General features: G+C 66.7%; 21 protein-coding genes and 1 pseudogene. 14 read left to right on the forward strand and 8 right to left on the reverse strand.

Annotation, left to right across the window (positions count from 1 at the left end; all coding sequences use genetic code 11):
• The first annotated feature begins 10 nt into the window (after window positions 1–10).
• Window positions 11–322 (forward strand): hypothetical protein, encoded by a 312-nt coding sequence (locus tag ACZ4S3_RS29705; RefSeq protein WP_467939523.1) that lies wholly within the window; start codon window positions 11–13, stop codon window positions 320–322.
• Window positions 323–492: 170 nt separating this feature from the next.
• Here ACZ4S3_RS29705 and ACZ4S3_RS29710 read toward each other — a convergent pair whose 3' ends face one another.
• Window positions 493–987: a GNAT family N-acetyltransferase gene (locus ACZ4S3_RS29710; protein WP_467939525.1), complete on the reverse strand. Its 495-nt coding sequence runs from the start codon at window positions 985–987 to the stop codon at window positions 493–495.
• Window positions 988–1,615: 628 nt separating this feature from the next.
• Between ACZ4S3_RS29710 and ACZ4S3_RS29715 the strand changes: the two genes are divergently transcribed.
• The gene (locus tag ACZ4S3_RS29715) at window positions 1,616–2,119 is read left to right on the forward strand and encodes a hypothetical protein (RefSeq protein WP_467939527.1); all 504 of its coding nucleotides are present in this window, start codon (window positions 1,616–1,618) and stop codon (window positions 2,117–2,119) included.
• A 279-nt stretch (window positions 2,120–2,398) separates the two neighbouring features.
• Here ACZ4S3_RS29715 and ACZ4S3_RS29720 read toward each other — a convergent pair whose 3' ends face one another.
• Window positions 2,399–3,274 carry an NmrA family NAD(P)-binding protein gene (locus ACZ4S3_RS29720; RefSeq protein WP_467939529.1) on the reverse strand — a complete coding sequence of 292 codons (876 nt, stop codon included), beginning with the start codon at window positions 3,272–3,274 and terminating at the stop codon, window positions 2,399–2,401.
• Between the two features lie 360 nt (window positions 3,275–3,634).
• On the opposite strand from ACZ4S3_RS29720, the gene ACZ4S3_RS29725 reads away from it, so the two are divergent.
• Window positions 3,635–3,886 (forward strand): integrin alpha, encoded by a 252-nt coding sequence (locus ACZ4S3_RS29725; protein WP_467939531.1) that lies wholly within the window; start codon window positions 3,635–3,637, stop codon window positions 3,884–3,886.
• A 28-nt stretch (window positions 3,887–3,914) separates the two neighbouring features.
• Window positions 3,915–4,343 carry a DUF6086 family protein gene (locus tag ACZ4S3_RS29730; protein WP_467939533.1) on the forward strand — a complete coding sequence of 143 codons (429 nt, stop codon included), beginning with the start codon at window positions 3,915–3,917 and terminating at the stop codon, window positions 4,341–4,343.
• Window positions 4,344–4,355: 12 nt separating this feature from the next.
• On the opposite strand, the gene ACZ4S3_RS29735 is transcribed toward ACZ4S3_RS29730, so the two are convergent.
• Both ACZ4S3_RS29735 and ACZ4S3_RS29740 read right to left on the reverse strand, forming a co-directional pair.
• Window positions 4,356–4,526, reverse strand: a complete 171-nt coding sequence (locus tag ACZ4S3_RS29735; protein WP_467939919.1) for a hypothetical protein — start codon at window positions 4,524–4,526, stop codon at window positions 4,356–4,358.
• Between the two features lie 255 nt (window positions 4,527–4,781).
• Window positions 4,782–5,681 (reverse strand): helix-turn-helix transcriptional regulator, encoded by a 900-nt coding sequence (locus ACZ4S3_RS29740; protein ID WP_467939535.1) that lies wholly within the window; start codon window positions 5,679–5,681, stop codon window positions 4,782–4,784.
• A gap of 103 nt (window positions 5,682–5,784) precedes the next feature.
• Between ACZ4S3_RS29740 and ACZ4S3_RS29745 the strand changes: the two genes are divergently transcribed.
• The 3 genes and pseudogenes from ACZ4S3_RS29745 to ACZ4S3_RS29755 all read left to right on the forward strand — a co-directional run bounded on the left by ACZ4S3_RS29745 (window position 5,785) and on the right by ACZ4S3_RS29755 (window position 10,665).
• A complete protein-coding gene (locus ACZ4S3_RS29745) occupies window positions 5,785–7,416 on the forward strand; it encodes an MFS transporter (protein WP_467939537.1) in 1,632 nt (543 codons plus the stop codon).
• A 378-nt stretch (window positions 7,417–7,794) separates the two neighbouring features.
• Window positions 7,795–9,645, forward strand: coding sequence for a glycoside hydrolase family 35 protein (locus tag ACZ4S3_RS29750; RefSeq protein ID WP_467939539.1), 1,851 nt, complete (start codon window positions 7,795–7,797; stop codon window positions 9,643–9,645).
• A gap of 101 nt (window positions 9,646–9,746) precedes the next feature.
• A pseudogene (locus ACZ4S3_RS29755) lies at window positions 9,747–10,665 on the forward strand (IS630 family transposase).
• A gap of 9 nt (window positions 10,666–10,674) precedes the next feature.
• Here ACZ4S3_RS29755 and ACZ4S3_RS29760 read toward each other — a convergent pair.
• The gene (locus ACZ4S3_RS29760; protein ID WP_467939541.1) at window positions 10,675–11,046 is read right to left on the reverse strand and encodes a cupin domain-containing protein; all 372 of its coding nucleotides are present in this window, start codon (window positions 11,044–11,046) and stop codon (window positions 10,675–10,677) included.
• Between the two features lie 107 nt (window positions 11,047–11,153).
• Between ACZ4S3_RS29760 and ACZ4S3_RS29765 the strand changes: the two genes are divergently transcribed.
• A complete protein-coding gene (locus ACZ4S3_RS29765; RefSeq protein ID WP_467939543.1) occupies window positions 11,154–11,984 on the forward strand; it encodes a helix-turn-helix transcriptional regulator in 831 nt (276 codons plus the stop codon).
• Window positions 11,985–12,216: 232 nt separating this feature from the next.
• Window positions 12,217–12,381, forward strand: coding sequence for a hypothetical protein (locus ACZ4S3_RS29770; RefSeq protein WP_467939545.1), 165 nt, complete (start codon window positions 12,217–12,219; stop codon window positions 12,379–12,381).
• A 14-nt stretch (window positions 12,382–12,395) separates the two neighbouring features.
• Here ACZ4S3_RS29770 and ACZ4S3_RS29775 read toward each other — a convergent pair whose 3' ends face one another.
• Window positions 12,396–12,854 carry a LysR family substrate-binding domain-containing protein gene (locus ACZ4S3_RS29775; protein ID WP_467939547.1) on the reverse strand — a complete coding sequence of 153 codons (459 nt, stop codon included), beginning with the start codon at window positions 12,852–12,854 and terminating at the stop codon, window positions 12,396–12,398.
• A 277-nt stretch (window positions 12,855–13,131) separates the two neighbouring features.
• Here ACZ4S3_RS29775 and ACZ4S3_RS29780 point away from each other — a divergent pair, with 277 nt between their 5' ends.
• Entirely contained in the window at window positions 13,132–13,548 is a 417-nt protein-coding gene (locus ACZ4S3_RS29780) for a hypothetical protein (RefSeq protein ID WP_467939549.1), read from the forward strand.
• A gap of 433 nt (window positions 13,549–13,981) precedes the next feature.
• Here ACZ4S3_RS29780 and ACZ4S3_RS29785 read toward each other — a convergent pair whose 3' ends face one another.
• Window positions 13,982–14,332, reverse strand: a complete 351-nt coding sequence (locus ACZ4S3_RS29785; protein WP_467939551.1) for a fluoride efflux transporter FluC — start codon at window positions 14,330–14,332, stop codon at window positions 13,982–13,984.
• Between the two features lie 440 nt (window positions 14,333–14,772).
• On the opposite strand from ACZ4S3_RS29785, the gene ACZ4S3_RS29790 reads away from it, so the two are divergent.
• The 3 genes from ACZ4S3_RS29790 (at window position 14,773) to ACZ4S3_RS29800 (ending at window position 17,712) form a co-directional block, all read left to right on the forward strand.
• A complete protein-coding gene (locus tag ACZ4S3_RS29790) occupies window positions 14,773–15,624 on the forward strand; it encodes an MIP/aquaporin family protein (RefSeq protein WP_467939553.1) in 852 nt (283 codons plus the stop codon).
• Window positions 15,625–16,319: 695 nt separating this feature from the next.
• Window positions 16,320–16,934 (forward strand): hypothetical protein, encoded by a 615-nt coding sequence (locus tag ACZ4S3_RS29795; RefSeq protein WP_467939555.1) that lies wholly within the window; start codon window positions 16,320–16,322, stop codon window positions 16,932–16,934.
• 322 nt (window positions 16,935–17,256) lie between these two features.
• A complete protein-coding gene (locus ACZ4S3_RS29800; protein WP_467939557.1) occupies window positions 17,257–17,712 on the forward strand; it encodes a VOC family protein in 456 nt (151 codons plus the stop codon).
• A gap of 80 nt (window positions 17,713–17,792) precedes the next feature.
• Here the strand turns inward: ACZ4S3_RS29800 and ACZ4S3_RS29805 are convergent, their stop codons facing one another.
• A complete protein-coding gene (locus ACZ4S3_RS29805; protein WP_467939559.1) occupies window positions 17,793–18,386 on the reverse strand; it encodes a TetR/AcrR family transcriptional regulator in 594 nt (197 codons plus the stop codon).
• A gap of 63 nt (window positions 18,387–18,449) precedes the next feature.
• Here ACZ4S3_RS29805 and ACZ4S3_RS29810 point away from each other — a divergent pair, with 63 nt between their 5' ends.
• Entirely contained in the window at window positions 18,450–20,282 is a 1,833-nt protein-coding gene (locus tag ACZ4S3_RS29810) for a serine/threonine-protein kinase (protein WP_467939561.1), read from the forward strand.
• Window positions 20,283–20,722 lie beyond the last annotated feature (440 nt).

The following is a 20,722-nucleotide window of genomic DNA, read 5'->3' on the forward strand; positions in this document are numbered from 1 at the left end:
TCGCAGAATCATGTTCGTGCAGCTCAAAACGGGCCACGACACCGACCGCGGACCCTCGTGGATTGGGTGGGTGGACTTCTCCAAGACCTGGAAAACGGCCTACTTCCAAGGGCGGACCCTGCGCCGTGGTACGGGTCTCGGCTTGATCGACGCAAATTTCTACGACGTCGAAACCGATGAGGATTTCTGGATCTCTGGACCGAAACGCGACCGGAGTGACGCACGGTACGGACCGGAATGGCCGACCGTAGAGGATGACGCCGCAGACGCTTACCGAGCGTTTCTCCAGGGGACGCCACTTCCCGGCCGGGAGGACGGCTAAGGGCTGTCCCGTAATCCAGCCGTAGATCGTGATCTTCATGTCTGATTCGCGGCTTGTCGTCGGGGTCTACGCTGTGACCTGCGGCCACCGCAAGATCGTTAGTCTTCACACACTGATGATCAGCGGTGGCCGCAGCCTTCCCGCAGCCGACCCACGAGCAAGATCAAGGTCTATGGCTGGAGGTCGTGCTGGTACCAAGTGCCTGACTTGCCGCCGAGATCGGCCGGGGTGGCAGGGCCAACCGGGACGAACCCGGCCTTGGCCAAGACTTTCTGGGACGCGGCGTTGTCGTGGGAGGTGGCTGCCCGCAGTGTGCGCAGGCCGTGCATCGCTGTCGCCATCCGGCACAGCTCCTGGACGGTCGCGGTCGCCACGCCGCGGCCGGCGACCCGCTCCGCGACCCGGTAGCCGAGTCTGGCAGTGCCGTCCTCCAAGTCGTACAGGTTGAACCTGCCGAGTACCGAGCCGTCCTCGGCGACGAGCACGTAGAAGGCGCAGATGCCGGCCTCCTGCTCGGCCAGCGAGGCGTCGTACCGGTCGGCGAACTGGTCGAAGAAGTCGTCGCCGCGGTCGGAGATCGAGACAGCGAAGTAGGTGCGGTTCGCCAGCTCGAAGGCCAGGACCGCCGGGGCGTGGCCGGCATGCAGCCGCTTCAGCTCGGGCATTGCCCGACTCTAACCAGATCGTGCGCTGAGGCCACCTGAGTTTCCGCCAGCGGCGGACAGCCCCAAGACCAGGGCACATAACGATCTACGGCTGGAGTACCAGGGCTTGTTCGGGAAGTGGTTCCCTGCGAGTGCGGGGAGGCAAGGCCTACTCCTCTCGGGGCCAATCGCGCCTATCACGCCAATTGCGCCTACCTGCGCAGGTGCGGGGTCCGGTGCACCATTCCCGAGCCGGCCGACCAGATCGGCCACCGCAAACGCCGCGGCAGCGCAGATGGCCGCCCGCCCGCCTGCGACCGGGAGGACTGCAAGGCCACGGCACGCGGTCGAGTGCGGCATCAGCCGCCTCAAGCAGCACCGATCCATGGCTTCGGATACGACAAACTCGCCGTCCGCTACGCAGCGACCGTCCACATCGCGGCCATCCACCAGGGCCATCCACCAGTGGCTGTACGGCATTGCCCCAGCGTTCTGGGGCTTGATGTCCTGGTGCACCGGGTACCGCAGGCATATGCGGGCATGGGGAGAACTTTTCTGGGCGGAGCGCTGGGCGGAAGCTCTCTTGCCGGGCGTGATAAGGCGTGTGCTGGAGGGTGCAGAGCCTCAGCCGCGATGGATGCCACGGCGCGTGCTGACGGTGGTGTCGGCCGATGTCGACACCACCGCCGGCGTTGGGGCGGTCCGGATCGTGTGGCATCCGAAGTCCGCGCGGGCGCGTGCGCACACCGCGCTCCTGGAGTGGCACGATGAGCAGTGGCAGCACGTGGGCGGCGGTAGTGGCCCGGTGGACGATGATCCTGCCGATGTCGACGTGATCGAGATCCGCGGCGGCGGGGGCGCGCTCAGCCTCACCCGCAGCCTTAACCCACCGCACTCCATCACCACAGCCCCATGGATCGGCTACGTCGAAGTTCACCTCGGGCAGGATGTCGGCCATCTCCTCATCGGCAGCCGCCGGATCGACGCTCCCGAGCAGCGCAAGCTCGTCGCTGCCTGGATGTCCCCCCACGCAGGCAGCGAAGCTCGTCCCGTCATCGTGGCTCTGGGGCGTGACGGCATCGAACTCTCCCGCATCGGCCCCCACGACAGCCTGGACACCCACACCTGGGCACGACTGAGAGAGGAGTCGTAGACGGTCTACCGGCTGCGCCTCGGCCAGGTGGGCGTCCTCTCGCCGAGCCACTCAGGAGCCGGTGTCCTACGTGGTCCCGCTTCTCGGGGATGGTGTGCGGGATGTGCCGTTGTCACAGTAGTCACGGATGGCTCGGGAGGAGCAGGCGGAGGAGCAGGTGCGGTCGACCAGTAGGTAGTCCGGGCGGACACGGGGCCGTCCACAGCTTGCCCCGACGGGGGACGCGGATACCGATCCCAAGAGCGTTCCATGGTCATGCTCGACCGCGCTGGCGTTTTGTCACCTTTCCAGCAGCGGACGCAGCTGGGCATGAGCCCATCCGCTGAGCGGAGTGGGGGTGGTGGTGAGCAGGTCGCGTGGCTGCTCGGGCACCAGGTGGCGCGACCCTGCGGTCATTCCGACGATGCCCTCCACCGCCGAGGGAGGCAGCCCAGCTGCGCGCAACGCGTCCCGCACCGCATCGTCGTTGACGAGGTTGAGCCGGACCGGGTGCCCGAGCGCCTCGGTGAGGATCTGCGCGACCTGGTTGAACGTGAGGTCTTCCGGCCCGTGGACAGCCTGCACTACCCGGCCTCGCCAGGTGTCGCTCAGCAGCCGGGCCGCGACCACCTCGCCGATGTCGCGCGGATCGGCCCATGGCATCGGGTGGTCGGGATCGAACGCCGTGGTCAGGACGCCTTGGGAGAGTCCTTCGAGGTCGAACAGCAGGTTGGTGAAGAAGTACGCGCACCGCAGATGCAGCACATCCACCCCGGTGGCATCGAGCTGTTCCTCGATCCCGGCCAGTGCGTCGATGTGGCCGACCCCGTGCCGCTTCTCCGCACCGATACTGCTCAACAGCACCACCCGCGCCACATCGCCGACCCGGGCGGCTTCCACCAACGGCGCCGCGGTCCGCAGCGAGGTCTCGATCGGATCCGCCGCCGAGTGCGGAGTGGGATCGAGCCAGAAGACAGACCGCGCCCCCGCCACCGCGTCGCGGACGAACCCGGCGTCCGTCAGATCACCCCGGCGCACATCGACCCGCGTACGGGTCGCCTCATCCAGGCGGGCCGGGTCACGGACCAGAACGCGGGGACGGACGCCGGCCTGGAGCAGCAGCCGCACCACGCGCGATCCCACGTGTCCGGTCGGTGTCGTGACCACGATGCTCATCGAGACATCCCTTTCGTGCACTTCACTGGCGTTCCACGCACTCTAGAGAACCGCGTGGCCGACAGTATTCGCCTCACCACGACCGGCAAGCCCACACTCACGAACCAGCCATTTCCAACACGGCCCAGTCTGTGGCGCCCGGCTGGACGGCCGCAAGCGAGTCCGCGGCCGGCGCGAGACCTTGTCCTGCGATGGGCTCCATGGCGTATTGCAGGACTCGGGTCGAGGCGCCTACCACCATGCGCTCAGGTTGTGTGTCGTGTCTGGCGAGTGGTGAACGATGTCCATGCGTGCGGTCGGCGGTCGCAATGTCCCGTGTTTCGCGGTCGGCCAACTCGCTTAGGGGCGAACACCACGAGAGTGCAGGACGACTTCAATGGTGACGGCTACCGCGATGTGCCTGTCGGGGCACCCGGCGCAGACACCGGCGGTGCGGAAGAGGCAGGCGCGGTCGTAGTGCCGTTCGGCTCGGCATCATCAGTGAGCCCTACCCGGCGCACGGTGATCACGCAGGTGGCTTCGTTCACGAGAATGGATTCTGGCTCACTTTCCGTGGGGGTCACTTTCCGTGGCGGCCTGACTGACCGTAACGTCATGTGCTCACTACGCTGACTGGTATGACCAGCAGGGAGAGGCCGCATTGAGCCAGTACTACGACATGGGCGACCAGACACTGTGGAACCCGTCCAACGGGGCCTCCCGGCTGTTCATGAGCCAGGTGAGCGTCTATCAAGCCGAACTGGCCCTGCCGTCCGGCATCGGACCCATGCAGGCTGACGAGTGCCAGATCGACCCCACCGTATTCAAAACGTTCGTCGACGCCCTGCTCGCGTGGCACCGGAGAACGAGCCACGGCGTCATGGCCGCCCTGTCCGAGGGGTTCGTTGCCACGGTGCTGGTCCTGGCGGAGAGAGCGGGCATCAAGGTGAACTGGCAGCCGACCGACGTTGCCAGGGGCGGCGGGCTCAAGGATGTGCAGGTCCCTAAAGCCCCGGATTCCTCTGAGGGGGCATGGGCAGCCGCCCTTCAGCAGAAGTCACGCGAGCTGGGCCGCGTCATGGCGACCTGAGCCTGGTCTGTCCTATGAGGAGAGCAGGACACGCTTGCGGAGGAGGTCGAAGCCGGCGCGGCCGAACATCTGGCGTTTGAGCATCTTGATGCGGTTGACGTGTCCTTCGGCAACACCTCGGTTCCAGGGCAGGGTGCCCGCGATGACGGCGTCGAGGTCCCGGGTGGCTGGCGGACATCCCAAAGACCCAGCGACCAAGTCCTCGTGGTCACCAACACCACGACCAAGTAGCACCGCACCCCGAGCGCCGTGCCCGTTCTCCCGAGCGGACACGACGCCCCGCTGCCCTCTGCCGAGACAAGGAGCCATCGATGGCCCGCATCACCGCCAGAATCAAGCCCCAGCATGCCGACTTCACCGAGTGCAAGCGGGACAGGACGTTATTGACGCCCCTCCGGGGCATAGACCCACCGCTGCCATGAGGGTGGCAGGCAGCAGTTACCTGTCCAGATACTGGGGCGCCTCTGAGAGGGCGATCTCAGGTTCCCGCTGATCGGCGACTTGGTTGGACAACAGTCGCAGCGCGTCGGCGGAGGCGGTGTCGTTGGGTGTATAGACCTCAAGCCGGTGGTCGGGGCTCTCGGGCTGGAGCCACACCTGGTAGTCGACGTCGATCCCTCCGACGGTTGGGTGTTGCAGGCGCATGGTGCCCACGGTGCAGTCCGCGACGTCGCCATTGGCCCACAGCTTCGCGAAGTCGCCGCTGCGTATGGCGAGTTCACCGATCAGTTCGGCCAACCGGGCGTCGGTGGGATACCTGCCTGCCGTGAGCCGCAGATAGGCGACATGAACTCGGGCCAGTTCATCCCAGTTTCGGTGCAGGTCGCGGGTGAGGGGGTCGAGGAAGAACATCCGAGGGATGGACGGCCGTCGCGCGAGATCGTTGGGCGCGTCGAAGTCGATGTGTTCTGCGACGAGGGCATGTCCGGTGCGGTTCCAGGCCAGCACGTCGCCACGGCGGCCGAGCACGATGGCCGGCGTGGTCTCTCCCAAGGAGCCAAGGAGCGCCAGTACTCGTGAGTGCGGCCTGTCCGGGCGGGGGCGGACCAGGCGTGAAGTGGTGGGCTGACGGGCGAGGTTGTGCAGGTGGGCCCTCTCGACCTGATCGAGCTGAAGCACCTTGGCGAGCGCGTCGAGAACCTGCTGGGAGGCCGTACCGGCCTGGCCCTGCTCCAGCCGCGTGTAGTAGCCGGCGCTCACGCCCGCGAGCTGGGCGAGCTCCTCACGGCGCAGACCCGGCACGCGGCGGACGGTTCCGTAGACGCGCAGTCCGACGTCGGCGGGCGTCACCCGGTCGCGGCGGTTCTTGAGATAGGCCCCGAGGCTCTCCAACTCCATGATCACGAGCGTATGCGGAACGGTCCGGTTCTGGGTGTCCCTGCGAGGTGTACCCATGACGCTGGGATGGTCGCCGAGCGGACGACACCGCACCATCCCAACCATGAATGAACAGCGTGTTTCTCACTCACCCGGCCTGCGGGCCTGGCTCGGTCTGCTGGTGGTACTGGGCCCGGTACTGCTGGTCGCGATGGACAGTTCGGTCCTGTTCCTGGCGATGCCCAAGGTCTCCGAGGCGTTGTCGCCGACCGCCGATCAGGCGCTGTGGATCCTGGACGTCTACGGATTCGCCGTCGGGTCCCTGCTCATCGCGTTCGGGAACATCGGCGACCGGTATGGCCGGCTGAAGCTGCTGATGGCCGGCGCGGCGGTGTTCGGCGCGGCCTCGGCGGGAGCGGCGTTCGCCCCCGGGCCGGAACTGCTGATCGCCTTCCGGGCGCTGATGGGCGTGGCCGGTGCCACGCTGCTGCCGTCGGCTCTGGCGGTGCTCAGCGAACTGTTCACCGCCCCACGCCTGCGGGCGAAGGCGATCGGCATCTTCGCAGCCACCTTTGCCGCCGGCTTCGCGATCGGCCCGGTCGTCGGCGGACAGCTGCTGAACCGCTTCTGGTGGGGGTCGGTCTTCCTGATGAATCTCCCCGTCGTCGTAGGGTTCCTGATTCTGGCCCCGGTCCTGCTGCGCGAGGTACGTGCCACCCGGACCGGCCGCGTCGACGCTCTGAGCGTTCTGCTCTCCGCTGCGGGCATCCTGCTGACCGTCTACGCGATCAAGCACGCGGCGGCACAGGGGCTGACCACGACCCCGCTGTTCGCAGGGATCGTCGGCATTGTCGCCCTGTGGTGGTTCGTCCGGCGGCAACTCCACCTTGAACACCCGCTGATCGACTTCCGCCTCTTCCGCGACCGGGTGTTCACGATCGCGGCCATCACCGGGCTTCTGCCTCTGGCCGCGTGGTCGGCAGCGGCGTACCTCGGCGGCATCTACCTCCAGTCCGTCCTCGGACTGACCGTCCTGGACGCGGCTCTCGTGACGCTCCCCGGTGCCGTTGTGCTCACAGTCACCTGCATCGTGACACCGGCACTGGTCGCGTATATCGGCACCCGGGCAGCGCTCATCACCTGCCACTTCTTCATCACCGCAGGGCTGCTCCTGCTGCTGGCCACCAGCGTCTCCAGCGGCATCGGCTGGTACGTGGCATCCACCGTCATCGCCGGCATCGGCTATGGCATCTCCTTCAGTGTCGTCGCCGACACTGCCATCGCCGCGGTCCCCGCCGAGCGCTCCGGGTCCGCGGCCGCGATCGCCGAGACCAGCAACGAGATCGGCAACGCCCTCGGCATCACGCTCCTCGGCTCGCTGGCCGCCCTGATCTTCCGGCTCCAGGGACCTGGCCTCGCCGGTACCCTCAACGAGACATTGCAAGCCCCCGGCCTCACAGCCGCGGTGGTCGGTGATGCGAAGTCAGCCTTTGTCACCGGTCTGCACGCCGCTGCCGTCATCGCAGGTATTCTCCACGCCGCACTTGGCATCTTCGCCCTGCGCCACCTGCCGAGGGCCTTCACCAGCATCGACGATGCCCCTCCGGAGCCCTTGCCCCAGGACACCGTTGAAGAAGGCAGCGTTGGGGTCACAGGCACGGCTGTTGGCCTCCGCGAGGGCGAACAGCGGGGCGTAGAAGTCGCTCAACTGCTGGTTCACCCGGGCCAGGCGTGCCTGTCGCTGAGCGAGGCGTAGCCCGTCCAGCGACAGGCACGCCAGGCAGCCGATGAACGCCAGACCGATGGTCTGTGGATCACTGTGTCCATGAAGCGGACAGTGGGGCTGTTCAGCGGATCACCTTGCCGGCGCGGCCACCGTCCGCATCCGCATCCCGCTTCCGCTGAAGTCGCAGCTCCCACTGCTCGGTTCTCCTCTTCCTCCGCGGAGGCCTGACTGCTGTCGCACTGCCCGGCGCCCCGCACGACCATGTCCCCACCCGCCCGGTTCACCGCGCTCACTCACGAACCCTTGTGCTCGATTCTGTTCTCCACAACACTCTCTATGCACAGAAACGCGCACCACTGAACATCTTCGAACCTTGGGTGACGGCCGGTCGAGTCGAGGAGAGCAGAAATGACGCAGTTCAGCCGACGTAGATTTCTGAGCGCGGCCATGGTGGGGGCCGCGTCCGCGGGTATCGCCCTGGGCAGCGGTCGTACGACCCTCGCCCAGGCCGACAGCCCGCGGGGACTGACCATCCGCGGGAACGAATTCCTGCTGGACGGCGAGCCGTTCCGGATCCTCTCGGGTGCGTTCCACTACTTCCGGACGCATCCCAAGGACTGGCGCGACCGGTTGCTGCGGATGCGGGCCATGGGCCTGAACACGGTGGAGACCTACGTCGCCTGGAACTTCCACCAACCGTACGAGGAGAAGGCCAATTTCACCGGGTGGCGCGATGTCGCCGCCTTCGTACGGACCGCGGACGAGGTCGGGCTCAAGGTGATCGTGAGGCCGGGACCGTACATCTGCGCGGAATGGGACTTCGGCGGCCTACCGGCCTGGCTCCTCAAGGACAAGGACGCGCCGCTGCGCCGCTCCGACCCCGCGTACGAGCGGGCGGTTGACGCCTGGTTCGCCGAACTGCTGCCCCGCTTCGTCGATCTGCAGGCCACGCGCGGCGGGCCCGTCATCGCCATGCAGGTCGAGAACGAGTACGGCAGCTACGGCGACGACCACGCGTACCTGGAACATCTGCGGGACACCATGAGGGCGCAGGGCATAGACAGCCTGCTGTTCTGCTCCAACGGGGCCACCCAGGAGGCACTGAAGGCCGGCAGCCTTCCCGATCTCCTGTCGACCGTCAATTTCGACGGGGACCCCACCGGGCCCTTCGCGGAGCTGCGAAAATTCCAGCCGAACAAGCCCCTGTTCTGCACGGAGTTCTGGGACGGCTGGTTCGACCACTGGGGAGAACGGCACCACACCACCGACCCTGCGCAGACCGCCGCCGACGTGGAGAAGATCCTCGAAGCGGGAGCGTCCATCAACTTCTATATGGCGGTGGGCGGAACGAACTTCGGCTGGTCCGCGGGTGCCAACCTGAGCGGCAACGCCTACCAGCCCACCGTCACCAGCTACGACTACGACTCCCCGATCAGCGAATCCGGCGAACTCACCGAGAAATTCCACAAGGTGCGTGAGGTGCTGGCCAAGTACACCACCTTGCCGAGTACGCCCCTGCCGGCCACGCCGCGCCGTATGCCGGCCCAGAGGGTCGCCGTCCTTGAGTCGATGCCGTTGATGGAGGCGCTCGACGTGCTGAGCACACCGGTGCGGCGGACCGCTCCCGTCCACATGGAGGCGCTCGGGCAGCCGCACGGACTGATCCACTACCGCACCCGGGTGCGCGGACCGCAGGGGACCAAGGCGTTGAGGGTCACGGGCCTGGGCGACCGGGCGTTGGTGTTCGGCGACGGCAAGCGCATCGGCACCTTCGACCGTAACCAACCGGACCACACCGTCGACTTCACCGTGGCCGGCGCGTCCAGCACCCTCGACCTCCTGGTCGATCCCACCGGGCGGGTCAACTTCGGCCAGGGGCTCAATGACCCCAAGGGAATCAGCGGCAAGGTCCTCCTCGACGACGAGGAACTGAGCGACTGGGAGATCCGCCGGCTGCCTCTCGACAACCTCTCGGCTCTGCAGTTCGGCAGCGGAGACACGCCGACCGGCCCCGCGTTCCACCGGGCGCGGGTCCATGTCGACACCCCCGCGGACGGGTTCCTCGCCTTTCCTGGCTGGGACAAGGGCATGGTGTGGCTCAACGGGTTCGCGCTCGGCCGGTACTGGTCCCTCGGGCCGCAGGTCACCCTGTACGCGCCGAGCCATCTGTGGCGGCGGGGGCGGAACGAGCTCGTCGTCCTGGAGATGGAGCGGACGGGAGACCCCATCGAGGTACGGTCCGAGCCCGACATCGGTTAGGTTCTGCTTCTTTGATCGGCTTCTCTGATCGGCTTCTTTGATCAGCGTGGGTGCAGACGAGGATGGCGGGCGGCGAGGTGGGCGCGGCTTGGTAGGAGAAGCTGCAGCGGATTGCGCGGCGGGGCAGCACCAGTACGGTGCTGCCCCGCAGGGCGATGATGCTGCTGGCCTCGGCGGGCGGGAACACCGTGCCGGTGATCGCGAATCTGGTGCAGGCGGACGAGGACACCGTCCGTGACGTGATCCACCGCTTCAACGAGATCGGGCTGGCCTGCCTGGGCCCTCGGTGGGCGGGCGGCCGTCCCCGCCTGCTCAGCGATGACGACGAGCAGTTCGTCATCCAGACGGCCACCACCCGACCCACCAAGTTCGGCAAGCCATTCACCCGCTGGTCGATCCGCAAGCTCGCCGAACATCTGCGGCGCAACGTCGCCCGTCCGATACGCATCGGCCGCGAGGCCCTGCGCTGCCTGCTCCACCGTCGCGGCGTGACGTCCCAACGGACCAAGACCTGGAAGGAATCCAGCGACCCGGACTTCGACGCCAAGCTGGACCGGATCGAGTACGCGATCAACGAGCGGCCGATCGCACCTTCGCCTTCGACGAGTTCGGGCCGCTCGGCATCCGCCCCACCGCCGGGGCCTGCTGGACGAAGGCGGGCAGGCCCGACCGGTCGCCGGCGACCTACCACCGCACCCACGGGGTCACGTACTTCCACGGCTGCTACTCGGTCGGCGACGACACGCTCTGGGGCATCAATCGGCGCCGCAAGGGAATCAATCCGACCTGGGCCGCACTCAAGACCATCCGGTCAGCGCGTCCCGACGGCGCCCCGATCTACGTGTTCCTGGACAACCTGTCCGCCCACAAGAACGCGCGCATCCTGCGCTGGGCGTCGCGCAACAAGGTCGAGTTGTGCTTCACCCCGACGTCCTGGCCGCCCAACACCGCGAACGCGCCCGCGTCCGCAGCAAGAAGGGCATCCGCTGGGGCAGACGACCACTCAAGGCCGCGGCCTGACGCCGCGCCTCAGCTGAGGATCTCGGCCGCCTTGGTCATCGGCCCTCCTGCATCACCGGTGTTCATCGTTCCCGCTGGTTCGAGCAACAGGATCGCGGTCTCCTCGTCTGCCACGGTGCAGTGCTCGAGTCCACGGGGAACTACGAACAGCTCGCCAGGTTCCAGCACCACATCGCCACCTCTGAGCCGGATGGTGAGCCGCCCACTGATGACCAGGATCAATTCATCGGTGTCCTCGTGGGTGTGCCAGACGAACTCCCCCTTCAGTTTGGCCAGTTTGACCTCGTAGTCGTTGAGCAGCGCCACCTTCTTCTGCGACCACAGCTCGCTGAACTGCGCGAGCTTGTCGGCGAGGTTGACGGGAACAGCTGACTTGGACATGCGGCGTCCTTCCTTAGGACCGGGCATGGGGAGCGACCTCTCAGGCCCTCCGGCTGGTGCTACGAGCCTGCCGCGCCCCAGCCCTGCGAGTCTTGTACGTTCCTGGCATGGCCTCTGACCGCCCCCGCACGTTCATCAGCGCCTGGCGGCCGCCGGTCCCCGGGATCGCCGAGGTCTTCCACGCCCACTTCACCGACCACGCGTACCCGGCCCACACCCACGACACGTGGGACCTGATGATCCTCGACGACGGCTCCGTGGACTTCGCACTCGACCGTCACCGCCACGGGGCGACCGGCAGAGCCAGCGTCCTCCTGCTGCCTCCCGGCGTCCCCCATGACGGGCGGACCGTCACCGAGTCCGGGTTCCGCAAGCGCAACCTCTACCTCGACGACTCCGTACTCCCTCAGCATTTGGCCGGCCGGGCAGTGGACACTCCAGTCCTCAACGATGAACTGTTGCGCTGCCGGATCGACCAGCTGCACACCGCTCTCGTCCATCCCGGAGACGGCTTCGAAGCCGAGTCCCGCCTCTCGTTCATCCGAGAACGGCTCCACGTCCACCTCGCCGCGCTCCAACCCCGCGCACCGGGGCGTGAGGCAAACCGGCTCGCCGCTGAGCTGCGGGAACTACTGGACTCACGGACCCACTCTGGCCTTTCCCTGCACGAGGCCGCGGCCACCCTGCATGCCCACCCCACCCACCTGATCCGCTGCTTCAAGCAGGCGTACGGCCTTCCGCCACACGCCTACCTCACCGGCAAGCGGATCGAACACGCACGTCGCCTCCTCCTCGACGGCCACCGGCCCGCCGAGGTCGCCACAACCGTTGGATTGCACGACCAAGCCCACCTGAACCGACACTTCACACGCCACGTGGGCACCACACCCTCGCGTTACCAGCGCACTCGCACCGGTTCGTACACAACTACCTCCTGAGCCCCGCATCGGATGCTCGCATCCAAACGCCCCAATAGCCCCACCTTGAAGATCAACCCGGCGAACCTATGCGGTCAGAGCACTACGAGGCGACCGTGCTGGTCGCAAAGCTCAACGAGTGGCTGTGACCAGCACTTTCCCAACAGACTCCAGGCCCAACTCACCCTTCACCGGGCTCCACCATGAGTGGCGCCGTTCAGACTCGCCGGGATTACTCAGGGGCGGCCAATACGTGCGCTACAGCCTTGAAACCTACAAGGTCGACGAAGGCTGCCCGAAGACGATCGGCTCCTACGACATCGGCTTCTCAGGCCATGTTCCACCAGCTCCCGTTGGTGTTCTGAAGGGTCTGCGTGTCTGTGATGCGGGAATGGTTGCGCAGCAGGCGCTGGAGTGAGCTGAGAGCCGGAGTCAGGGGGCGGGAGCCCAACCAGGCGAGCACCGACGTGCATGGGGGGGGAGGTCGGTGACGGCAATGTAGCGGAGGCCGGGCCGGGGCATGAGTGCACGGCAGCTTTGGGAGACGAAGCGGATGCCGTGTCCCAGGCCGGCGTGGGCGATGCAGGATTCCGCGGTGGTTGAGGCGTGGTGGGTGTACTGCACGGGAGTTCCACCGGGGCGCGGGTCAGCAGACCAGAAATCGCGCCATTCCGGCTGTACATGAGGCGAGAAGCCAATGACGGGTAGATCGGCCAGCTCCGCGAGGGTCAGACGCTCGCGGTCTGCCAGCGGATGGGTGTCATGCACGCAGACGAAGCGTGCTTCGGTGCCCAGGCAGAGCGTGTGGATGCCCTCGGGCATCGGCCCGTGACATACGACCGCATCGACCTGTCCCTCCAGGAGAGCGCTCACCTGCTCGACGTAGTCCACGCCCCGCAGCTCAACCTCGGGGCCAGGATGCCGTTCACACAGCCGATCGAGGAACATCCGCAGGGCGGGCAGAGCGGAGATGTACGAACCAAGCACTACACGGTCCGTATGCGCGTGAGCCGCCGCATCAGTAGCACCGTTCAACTCCTCAACAGCGTCAACCACTGCACGCACCCGCGGCAACAGTGCCTCTCCGGCCGACGTGAGCTCAACGCGACGCGTGGAGATCCGCGCCGCTCTGGAAGACCAGTACAGCGGCACGCACCTAACTACTGGTATGGGTGAGCAAGCATGCCTCTGGGTGGCTCAGCGTGGGGTACTCGCACACGGCCTCGACCTCAACCCGCTCATCCGCACCCGCTGTACTGACGGAGTCATCCAAACATTTGCCGAACTTCGGGAACTCTACGATGCCGGAACGGACTCGAACGACAAGCGCCAGGCGGGTGAGAACTTCACCATCGACTGGGACGCCATCGCCGCCCTCCTGCCGCCTCTCCTTGCTCCGTTGGCCCAGCCTGGGGACGACGAACTCTTCCTCGACGTGCCTGCCGTATTTCCCGCGCCCGAGATGCCCATCTCGATAGATACCCATGACCAACCGCGATCTTCTGTAGTGCTGGCTGTGCCGTGTATTCCTGGCACTCTCGATGAAATTCGACGTTCGGGCTTCTCGCCATCGTTTAGTCGCTGACCGGCCTCGCGCCTCGACGCATGTTGGATTCGCCGCCGGCCCATGTCAGATTGTGGGGCACGACGATACTGGCATCGCACACTTACCGATACCGAGAAGAGCAGGAAGCCCGAAATCAGCCGGCTGGAACCTCGCTGGTACCCCTGACGAAGCCCGTGGCCAGCACGAGTCCAGTACGAGTCCAGTACGCGACAGATGACGAGAGGAGCTGAGGGATGGCTCCAGGTCGGCACCTAGTCAGTACGCCCCAAGGCTTACATCAGATACAGATCCCTCCGGCCTGCATGTTTGCCATATTGCTAGTGTCGTGAGCCCCGAGACCCTTTGGGCTGCCTTCGGGACTGACATGCGTCACCCGAGAACACGAAACCGTGATGCGCCAGCCGCTTGAGCAAACCGCTTACGGACAGTCCCTCCCGGGCCGGATGCAGTGTCAGCTGACGCTCAGGAAGGCGCCCATGGCTGCGGCGGTCAGTCCGATGCACCAGCCGGCCATGGCGTTGAGCAGTGCAACAGCGGGTCGGCCGCGGGTAAGCAACCGGCCGGTTTCGTAGCCACAAAGGCTGAACGTGGTGACGATCCCACCCAGCAGAATCATGCCGCTGGTCATCTGGTGCAGATGCGCCCATCCCATCAGCGCCCCGAGCAGGAAGCACCCGGCGAAATTGATGGCGAACGGACCCCAGTGCGTAAAGTTTCGGCTGTGCGAGCGAAGACTCCGCTCTGCTCCGTACCGCAGTGCCACTCCGCTCAATCCGCCCAGCAACGTCAGCAGCAGAGACATGCGGAAAGCTCCCTTTCACGACAAAGCGCGGTGATGGACATGCGTCGCACTGCCGCCGGGTCTCCGCGACAGATATCGAGGAAAGAGGAAAGCGGAACTGAGAGGCAGGAACATACCTCTTCGCCTCCGGTCCAACAGCCCTGAAGAGTAAGCCAGGCGGGGCCGTTGATGATGCGCAGTCCGCGCATCGCGGCTTCCGTATCCCTATCCACCGTAATTCGGCGCAATACCGAGGCTCGTCCGGGATCCTACCCGCGCAGGCGGAATTTTCTTATGCCACACGGCATCTCAGACGGAGCAACAGTGTCACACGGTCGGAGTAAATATGCCTTGTCGGAGACAATTCTGTACCTCGTGCACGTCTGCAGTCCGATGATGGCCATGTTTGAACCTGACGCCGCCAGACATAGCCGTAAATCGTCGAGGAGACGCCGAAATCCATGAGCGAACCGGTTCGCAAACCACAGCTGATCTACGAACTCTCCGCAGAGTTCGTAGGCACGATGGTGCTCATCCTCTTCGGGTGCGGGGTAGTGGCTCAGGTGGTAGCCGGAGGTGCCCTCACCGATCCGAAGGGCGGCTTGGGAAACCACGACAGCATCGCCTGGGCCTGGGGCCTGGGTGTCACCCTCGGTGTCTACGTCGCGGCCCGCCTCAGCGGCGCCCACCTCAACCCGGCCGTAACGCTATCCCTGGCAGTCTTCAAGAACTTTCCGTGGCCCAAGGTCGTGCCCTACGCCATCGCGCAGACGGCCGGCGCCTTCGTTGCTGCACTGCTGGTGCGCTGGAACTACACCGAAGTACTGGCCAGGGCGGACCCTACGCACACCATCAAGACACAGTTCGTCTTTTCCACACTGCCGGGGAACGGATCTACCACAGCAGGAATTCATGAATGGGGTGCATTCCGTGACCAGGTGATCGGCACCGCTTTGCTGCTGCTCCTCATCTTCGCGATCACGGATCTGCTGAACACGCCCCCCGGCGCCAACCTGGCGGCTTTGATCATCGGCCTGGTCGTGGTCGCAATCGGCATGGCCTTCGGCACCGACGCCGGCTACGCGATCAATCCGGCACGCGACTTCGGCCCCCGACTTGCCAGCTTCATCACCGGTTACGGAGGCGCCTGGCGAGATCAATGGGGCAACCTGTACTTCTGGGTGCCCATCGCCGGGCCGCTGATCGGTGGTGTGCTTGGCGCCGGATTCTACAAATTCCTCATCGGCAATTTCCTTCCCACAGCCGATACGGAGCCCCCGGGCCGTGTCCCCGCCCCGGAAGAACGACCATGAGCCACGCCGCAGTTCGCTGTTTCGTGGAACGCAGAGCACCCGCCAAAGCAGCGTGGGCGGCGTGTAGAGATCGAACCGTTCGTCCGGATGCATCGGCTTTCCCCCTCGCGGCCCATCCTGGGGGCGAAAGTCCGGCTCGCCACTCTCACCGAACGCCATGCCGATGACCCCTTCAAGCTCAAGCCCCTTCGTCGTAGTCGGCTGCGGTGGTGTCGGAGTAGCCGGGGGGGGCTCCGTGCTCGGGCCCGGCGGGGTCCGGGCACTTGACGCCATGCCACCAGCACCCTGGTCTACGCGGGGAAAGGCTGGTGGTGAACGACGGGCATCCATGCCGATTCCTGGCCCACGGGTCGTCCGCTCTTGGCCCACGGGTGGTCCGCTCTTGGCCCTCTTGGCCAACCCCTGCCCTGCGTAAGGCATTTCACGCCGCGTGATCCCGGCCATGACATCGATGGCCGGATCGATGGCCGGATCGGTGGTCGGATCGGTGGTCGGCACGATGGCAGGCACGAACATGCCTGTCGGCAGGCCTACCGCACGCGCGGTCCTGGCCGTAGGGCGCCAGGTGAGCCACAGCACGATAGGTGCCACCTTGAGACTGGGTGAGCCGGCCTTTCGAGCCCCCTGAAGCACGTTGGCTGTCACGGGTGAGGCACCGTACTTGTCAGCACCGGCCATTTCGACGAGAGAACACCATGATTTCGGAGTACCAGCAGCGACTGCGTGAAAAATTTCTGTCCGTCCCCGAGGCTCCACCGCCGGCCCCTTGGCGCACAGTCCTGGACCGACGAACCCCCATTGGCGGCCTGCTCGGCATCGGCTTCGCCATCGCTCCCGAAACGGGTCGCGACCTCGTCATGGTGGTCTCCGCCAACGGGCACGGCCTCTTCGACACCGACACCGGGGCGAAGATAGCCCGCGACCGCGACCCTGATCCCGACGACAGCACCCCAGACTCCGTGCCCGATCTCACCTGCCCCGGACTCGGACCCGTCACTGGGACCCGAGTGCGCATCGCCGGACTCTTCGGAGGCGGCCTCCACACCACCACCGTCGACGGCTGGAGCCTGGAGGTCGTCAGCCCCGAGTGGCCCCACCACCGTGTTCTGCTCTCCACGGACGGAGGAATGCCCCACAGCGGACCACACGGTGAACGCTGGTGGCACATCTTCGACTCCAACTACTCCGAACTGCGGGCCGTCGGCTTCTCACCGTCAGGACGCACCCTCGCCGTCGCCACCAGCAGCGACCTCACGCTCTGGACCCGCCCGGCTCCCGAAGCGTGCCCCACGGGCAAGCTCAGGGCATGACACGCGAAGATCTCGCCGCGATGCTCAGTGAGCAGTCAACGGCATACGGCATGCGGACGTGCACGCGACGCGACGCCACGCCCTACTCACCAGGGGCGCCTTCGTCCTGTGGGACAGCCTCGTCCCCGCCAACCAGGCGATGCACACCTACCGGCCCCGGCTTGGGATCGCCATCTCCGCATCTGCCTGCCGCGGTCGCGAATGGTGAAGTCGGGTATTTGGGTGTCACCTCAAGGCGCGGCGCGTCTCGGCGAGTCACCCCTGGAGAGAGATGGTCGTTTATTCTCTGCGGCTCCACGGCGATCTGGCTGATCATGGGTGCATGACTGCCTTCTACCACGTGTGCTTTGCGGTCCCGGATCTCGAACGGGCGATGCAGGACTTTCAGCGTTCAGCCGGGGTCGAGTGGAGTGCCCCGGTGGCCGACAGACTTGGCGAGTGGGACTACCGCATCGTGTTCACCACCGGCGGACCCCCTTTCATCGAACTCATCGAAGGTGCCGCGGGCAGCCCATGGGATGCGGCGGGAGGAGCCAGGTTCGACCACATCGGCTTCTGGTCCAGCGATGTCCGTAAGGGCTCCCGGCGTTTGGAGAAGGAGGGCCTCCCTGTGGACTTCTCCGGCTGCCCCCATGGCCGGCCGTTCGTCTATCACCGCATGGACAGCATCGGCGCACGCATCGAGCTTGTTGATACCGGCCGACAAGCCGCGTTTCTCGACACTTGGCATCCGGGTGGGGAGCCGATGCCCGATGTCGACGAGACGTTCAGAGGCTGAGCAGTCGAGCAGCCTGAAGGTTGTCGGTCGCACGGGGCGGGCCGTGCGCTGCGCTGCGCTGCCGCACATGCCCTGCCCTGTCACGGGGCCAACGACCGCCAGATGCGATCCGGCAGGATCCGGGCGGCCTCGTCGAGATCGACGTCCTCGATGCCCGAGAGCCAACGGCGGGCGACGGCGACGACCGGGCCGAGGGCCAAGGACTCGATCAACGGCAGTGGCAGCGGGGCGAGTTCGCCCGCCTCGACCCGGGGCTGGATCCACTGGGCGAAGTCCGAGAGACGGGCCTCCTGGGCGTCGCGGAGTTCCTTGCCCTGGGCCATGCCGTAACGGTCGGCCGTGGAAGAGTGCAGGAGCAGGGCGGCGTCCCGGTGTTCCTGGATGAACGCCAGGTAGGTCCGGACGAGGGCGCGGATGCCGGTTCGCGCGGTGCGGGCACTGTGCAGTGACGTGGCCAGATCGCCCAGCAGCCGGCTCAGCCAGCGGTGCGTCAGGGCGGCGGCAAGGTTGTCGATGCTGCCGAAGTGGTGGTAGAGGCTTCCCGGACTGACCCCGCTGGCCCGCGTGACCGCGCCGACGGTGATGCCGCCCTCGCCCTCGGCGACGTAGACGCGCAGTGCGGCGTCGAGGAGCAAGTCGGCCGTCGCCTCGCCCCGTTGCTGTTTCGGGCTCATCGGTTCCTTCTCTGGTTCTAGAGTAGATTTCTAGAAACTGATTCCAATTCTAACGGGGCTGACGTGTGGGAGCTGAGTGGGAGCGGGGCCGAGCCGCTGGAGCCGGAGGATCCGCGCCGGATCGGGTCGATTCCGCTGGCGGGCCGGCTCGGAGCCGGCGGCATGGGGAGGGTGTACCTCGGAGTCCGAGAGGGCCGGTATGTCGCCGTCAAGCAACTGTTGCCCTCCGTCGTCGGCGAGGACGGGGACTTTGTACGCCGTTTCGGGCATGAGCTGGACAACCTTTCCCGGCTGCCTGCGCAGGCCACCGCACCGCTGCTCGCCAGTGACCGCACCGCTCGGCCCCCGTGGTTCGCCACCGCGTACGTGCCTGGGCTGACCTTGCGGGAAGCCATCGAGCTGCACGGCCGTCCCCTGCCCGCGCACGCACTGTGGCTGTTGCTGCGCGAGGCGGCTGCGGGCCTGGCATCGGTGCACGCACTGGATATGGTGCACCGGGACCTCAAGCCGTCCAACATCATGCTGACCCTCGACGGTCTCACCCTCATCGACTTCGGCGTCGCCCGAGCCGCCGAACAGAGCCAGCTGACCAGAACCGGCATGGTCGTGGGCACGCCCGCCTACATGGCGCCCGAGCAGGCCTCGACCTCAGGGCGGTTGAGCGGCGCCACCGACGTATTCGCGCTGGGCTCGGTACTCGCGTACGCGGCGTGCGGCCGGCCACCCTTCGGCGACGAGTCGGGGCACGGCGTGCTGTACCGCATCGTCCACGAACAGCCCGACCTGGAGCCGTTGCGGGAGCTGGAACCGGAACTCGCCGAAGTCGTCGCGGCCTGCCTCGACAAGGCCCCCGAGGACCGACCCACCGCCACCGAACTTCTCGAACGCGCCTCGCAGCACGGGCCGTTCACCGCCCCGCTGTGGCCGGCGGCCATCACCGAGTGCCTGTCCGAGCGGGCCGCCTTCGCCGCGGACGTGCAGAAGATCGACCCACCGACGGCCCCGCTCACCGAAGGAGAGCCGGACCCGGAGAAGAATCTCGAGTCGGAGTCGGAGTCGGAGTCGGAGTCGGAGCCCGGGACCGCGTCCCGTCCGAAACGACCCGAGCGGCCGGAACGCCGCCGCCGTAACCGCATCCTCTTCACTGTCCTCCCCGTCGTGATGGTCGCCGGCGGTACGACGCTCGCCCTCCAGAACCTGCCGTACACGTCCTCACCCCAAGCTGAAGGGCAGTCCACCCCGTCCCCCTCCGTTCCGGCGCCGGGCGGCCCGCCGGCGCCGACGGCCGGCGGGAGCCCGTCGGGTACGGCATCACCGGCAAAGCCACCGGCCAAGGGGAAGGGCAAGGGCAAGGCCGCGGAGGATGACGACAAGGGGCCCGGAGAAAAAGGCGGGTCCCAGGCCGCGGCCGCCGGGGGCGCGGGGACCGGCGCGCAGGACGGCACGGGCGGAAGCAGCGGTTCCGGCAGCTCGGGGGGTGCGGGCGACGCGGGCGGTTCCGGCACTTCCGGCGGCGGCGCGTCCACCCCTCCCACCTCCGGCACCCAGCGCTACAGCAATGGCGACAACGGCAAGTGCATCAGCCAGGTCTACGGCGCCGCGGACTACCGGGACTGCTCGGACTCGACCACCCGCTGGACCGCGCAGAGCAGGTCAGACGGTAGCTTCAAGCTCGTCAATCGGCAGACCGGCCAGTGCCTGTACTCCAACGGGCTCGGCCAAGCGGTCTTCGTGGGCGACTGCGCCCAGAGCACCGGCCGGCTGTGGCATACGGGTTCAGGCGGCAGCCTCCGGAGCGATTACGGTGGCGGGTGCCTCGACCTCGGTATGAGCAGCGGCCTGGTGACGCAGACATGCACCGGGGAAGCATCCCAGCGCTGGACGAGGCGGGCCTGAAGCGTGTTGCAGTTGCTCGATCCGTACCCACTGCGCGTCAGTCATCGACACACCCTGCCCCACGATCAGAGGACCCCAACGACACGGCCCAGGCAGACCCCACGACCACCCGGACCGAACCGGTAGACCAGGTGTCGTTGCGCATGACGGGCAGCCGCCCGCGCCCCTCACTGGACGCGGGCCCTGGCCAGGTGCGGGCTCCTTGACGTACTCCGACGGCGCAGCGGGTTCGGGTTCCGGGACCGACGTGGATTCCACGGTGATGCGCGCTCACCAAGACACAGCCGGCGCCCCCAGGACACCACCCCAGGCACCCGGCGCCACAAACGGGGCACTCATTCCGAACGTCAGGGTGAAAGGCGGTGGTTGAGCCTGAGGGGCCGCCGGGCGGTGCGTCGCGGCGGGCGAGGGACTCGGTCACTCGCGCGGCGGATTCACCA

Source organism: Streptomyces sp. NPDC028368, from assembly GCF_055565615.1.

Excerpts from the sequence above, each read along its gene's own strand:
- ACZ4S3_RS29705 (WP_467939523.1), top strand. The coding sequence starts at position 11 with ATGTTCGTGCAGCTCAAAACGGGCCACGACACCGACCGCGGACCCTCG.
- ACZ4S3_RS29710 (WP_467939525.1), bottom strand. The coding sequence starts at position 987 with ATGCCCGAGCTGAAGCGGCTGCATGCCGGCCACGCCCCGGCGGTCCTG.
- ACZ4S3_RS29720 (WP_467939529.1), bottom strand. The coding sequence starts at position 3,274 with ATGAGCATCGTGGTCACGACACCGACCGGACACGTGGGATCGCGCGTG.
- ACZ4S3_RS29740 (WP_467939535.1), bottom strand. The coding sequence starts at position 5,681 with ATGGAGTTGGAGAGCCTCGGGGCCTATCTCAAGAACCGCCGCGACCGG.
- ACZ4S3_RS29745 (WP_467939537.1), top strand. The coding sequence starts at position 5,785 with ATGAATGAACAGCGTGTTTCTCACTCACCCGGCCTGCGGGCCTGGCTC.
- ACZ4S3_RS29750 (WP_467939539.1), top strand. The coding sequence starts at position 7,795 with ATGACGCAGTTCAGCCGACGTAGATTTCTGAGCGCGGCCATGGTGGGG.
- ACZ4S3_RS29760 (WP_467939541.1), bottom strand. The coding sequence starts at position 11,046 with ATGTCCAAGTCAGCTGTTCCCGTCAACCTCGCCGACAAGCTCGCGCAG.
- ACZ4S3_RS29765 (WP_467939543.1), top strand. The coding sequence starts at position 11,154 with ATGGCCTCTGACCGCCCCCGCACGTTCATCAGCGCCTGGCGGCCGCCG.
- ACZ4S3_RS29780 (WP_467939549.1), top strand. The coding sequence starts at position 13,132 with ATGGGTGAGCAAGCATGCCTCTGGGTGGCTCAGCGTGGGGTACTCGCA.
- ACZ4S3_RS29785 (WP_467939551.1), bottom strand. The coding sequence starts at position 14,332 with ATGTCTCTGCTGCTGACGTTGCTGGGCGGATTGAGCGGAGTGGCACTG.
- ACZ4S3_RS29790 (WP_467939553.1), top strand. The coding sequence starts at position 14,773 with ATGAGCGAACCGGTTCGCAAACCACAGCTGATCTACGAACTCTCCGCA.
- ACZ4S3_RS29795 (WP_467939555.1), top strand. The coding sequence starts at position 16,320 with ATGATTTCGGAGTACCAGCAGCGACTGCGTGAAAAATTTCTGTCCGTC.
- ACZ4S3_RS29800 (WP_467939557.1), top strand. The coding sequence starts at position 17,257 with ATGACTGCCTTCTACCACGTGTGCTTTGCGGTCCCGGATCTCGAACGG.
- ACZ4S3_RS29805 (WP_467939559.1), bottom strand. The coding sequence starts at position 18,386 with ATGAGCCCGAAACAGCAACGGGGCGAGGCGACGGCCGACTTGCTCCTC.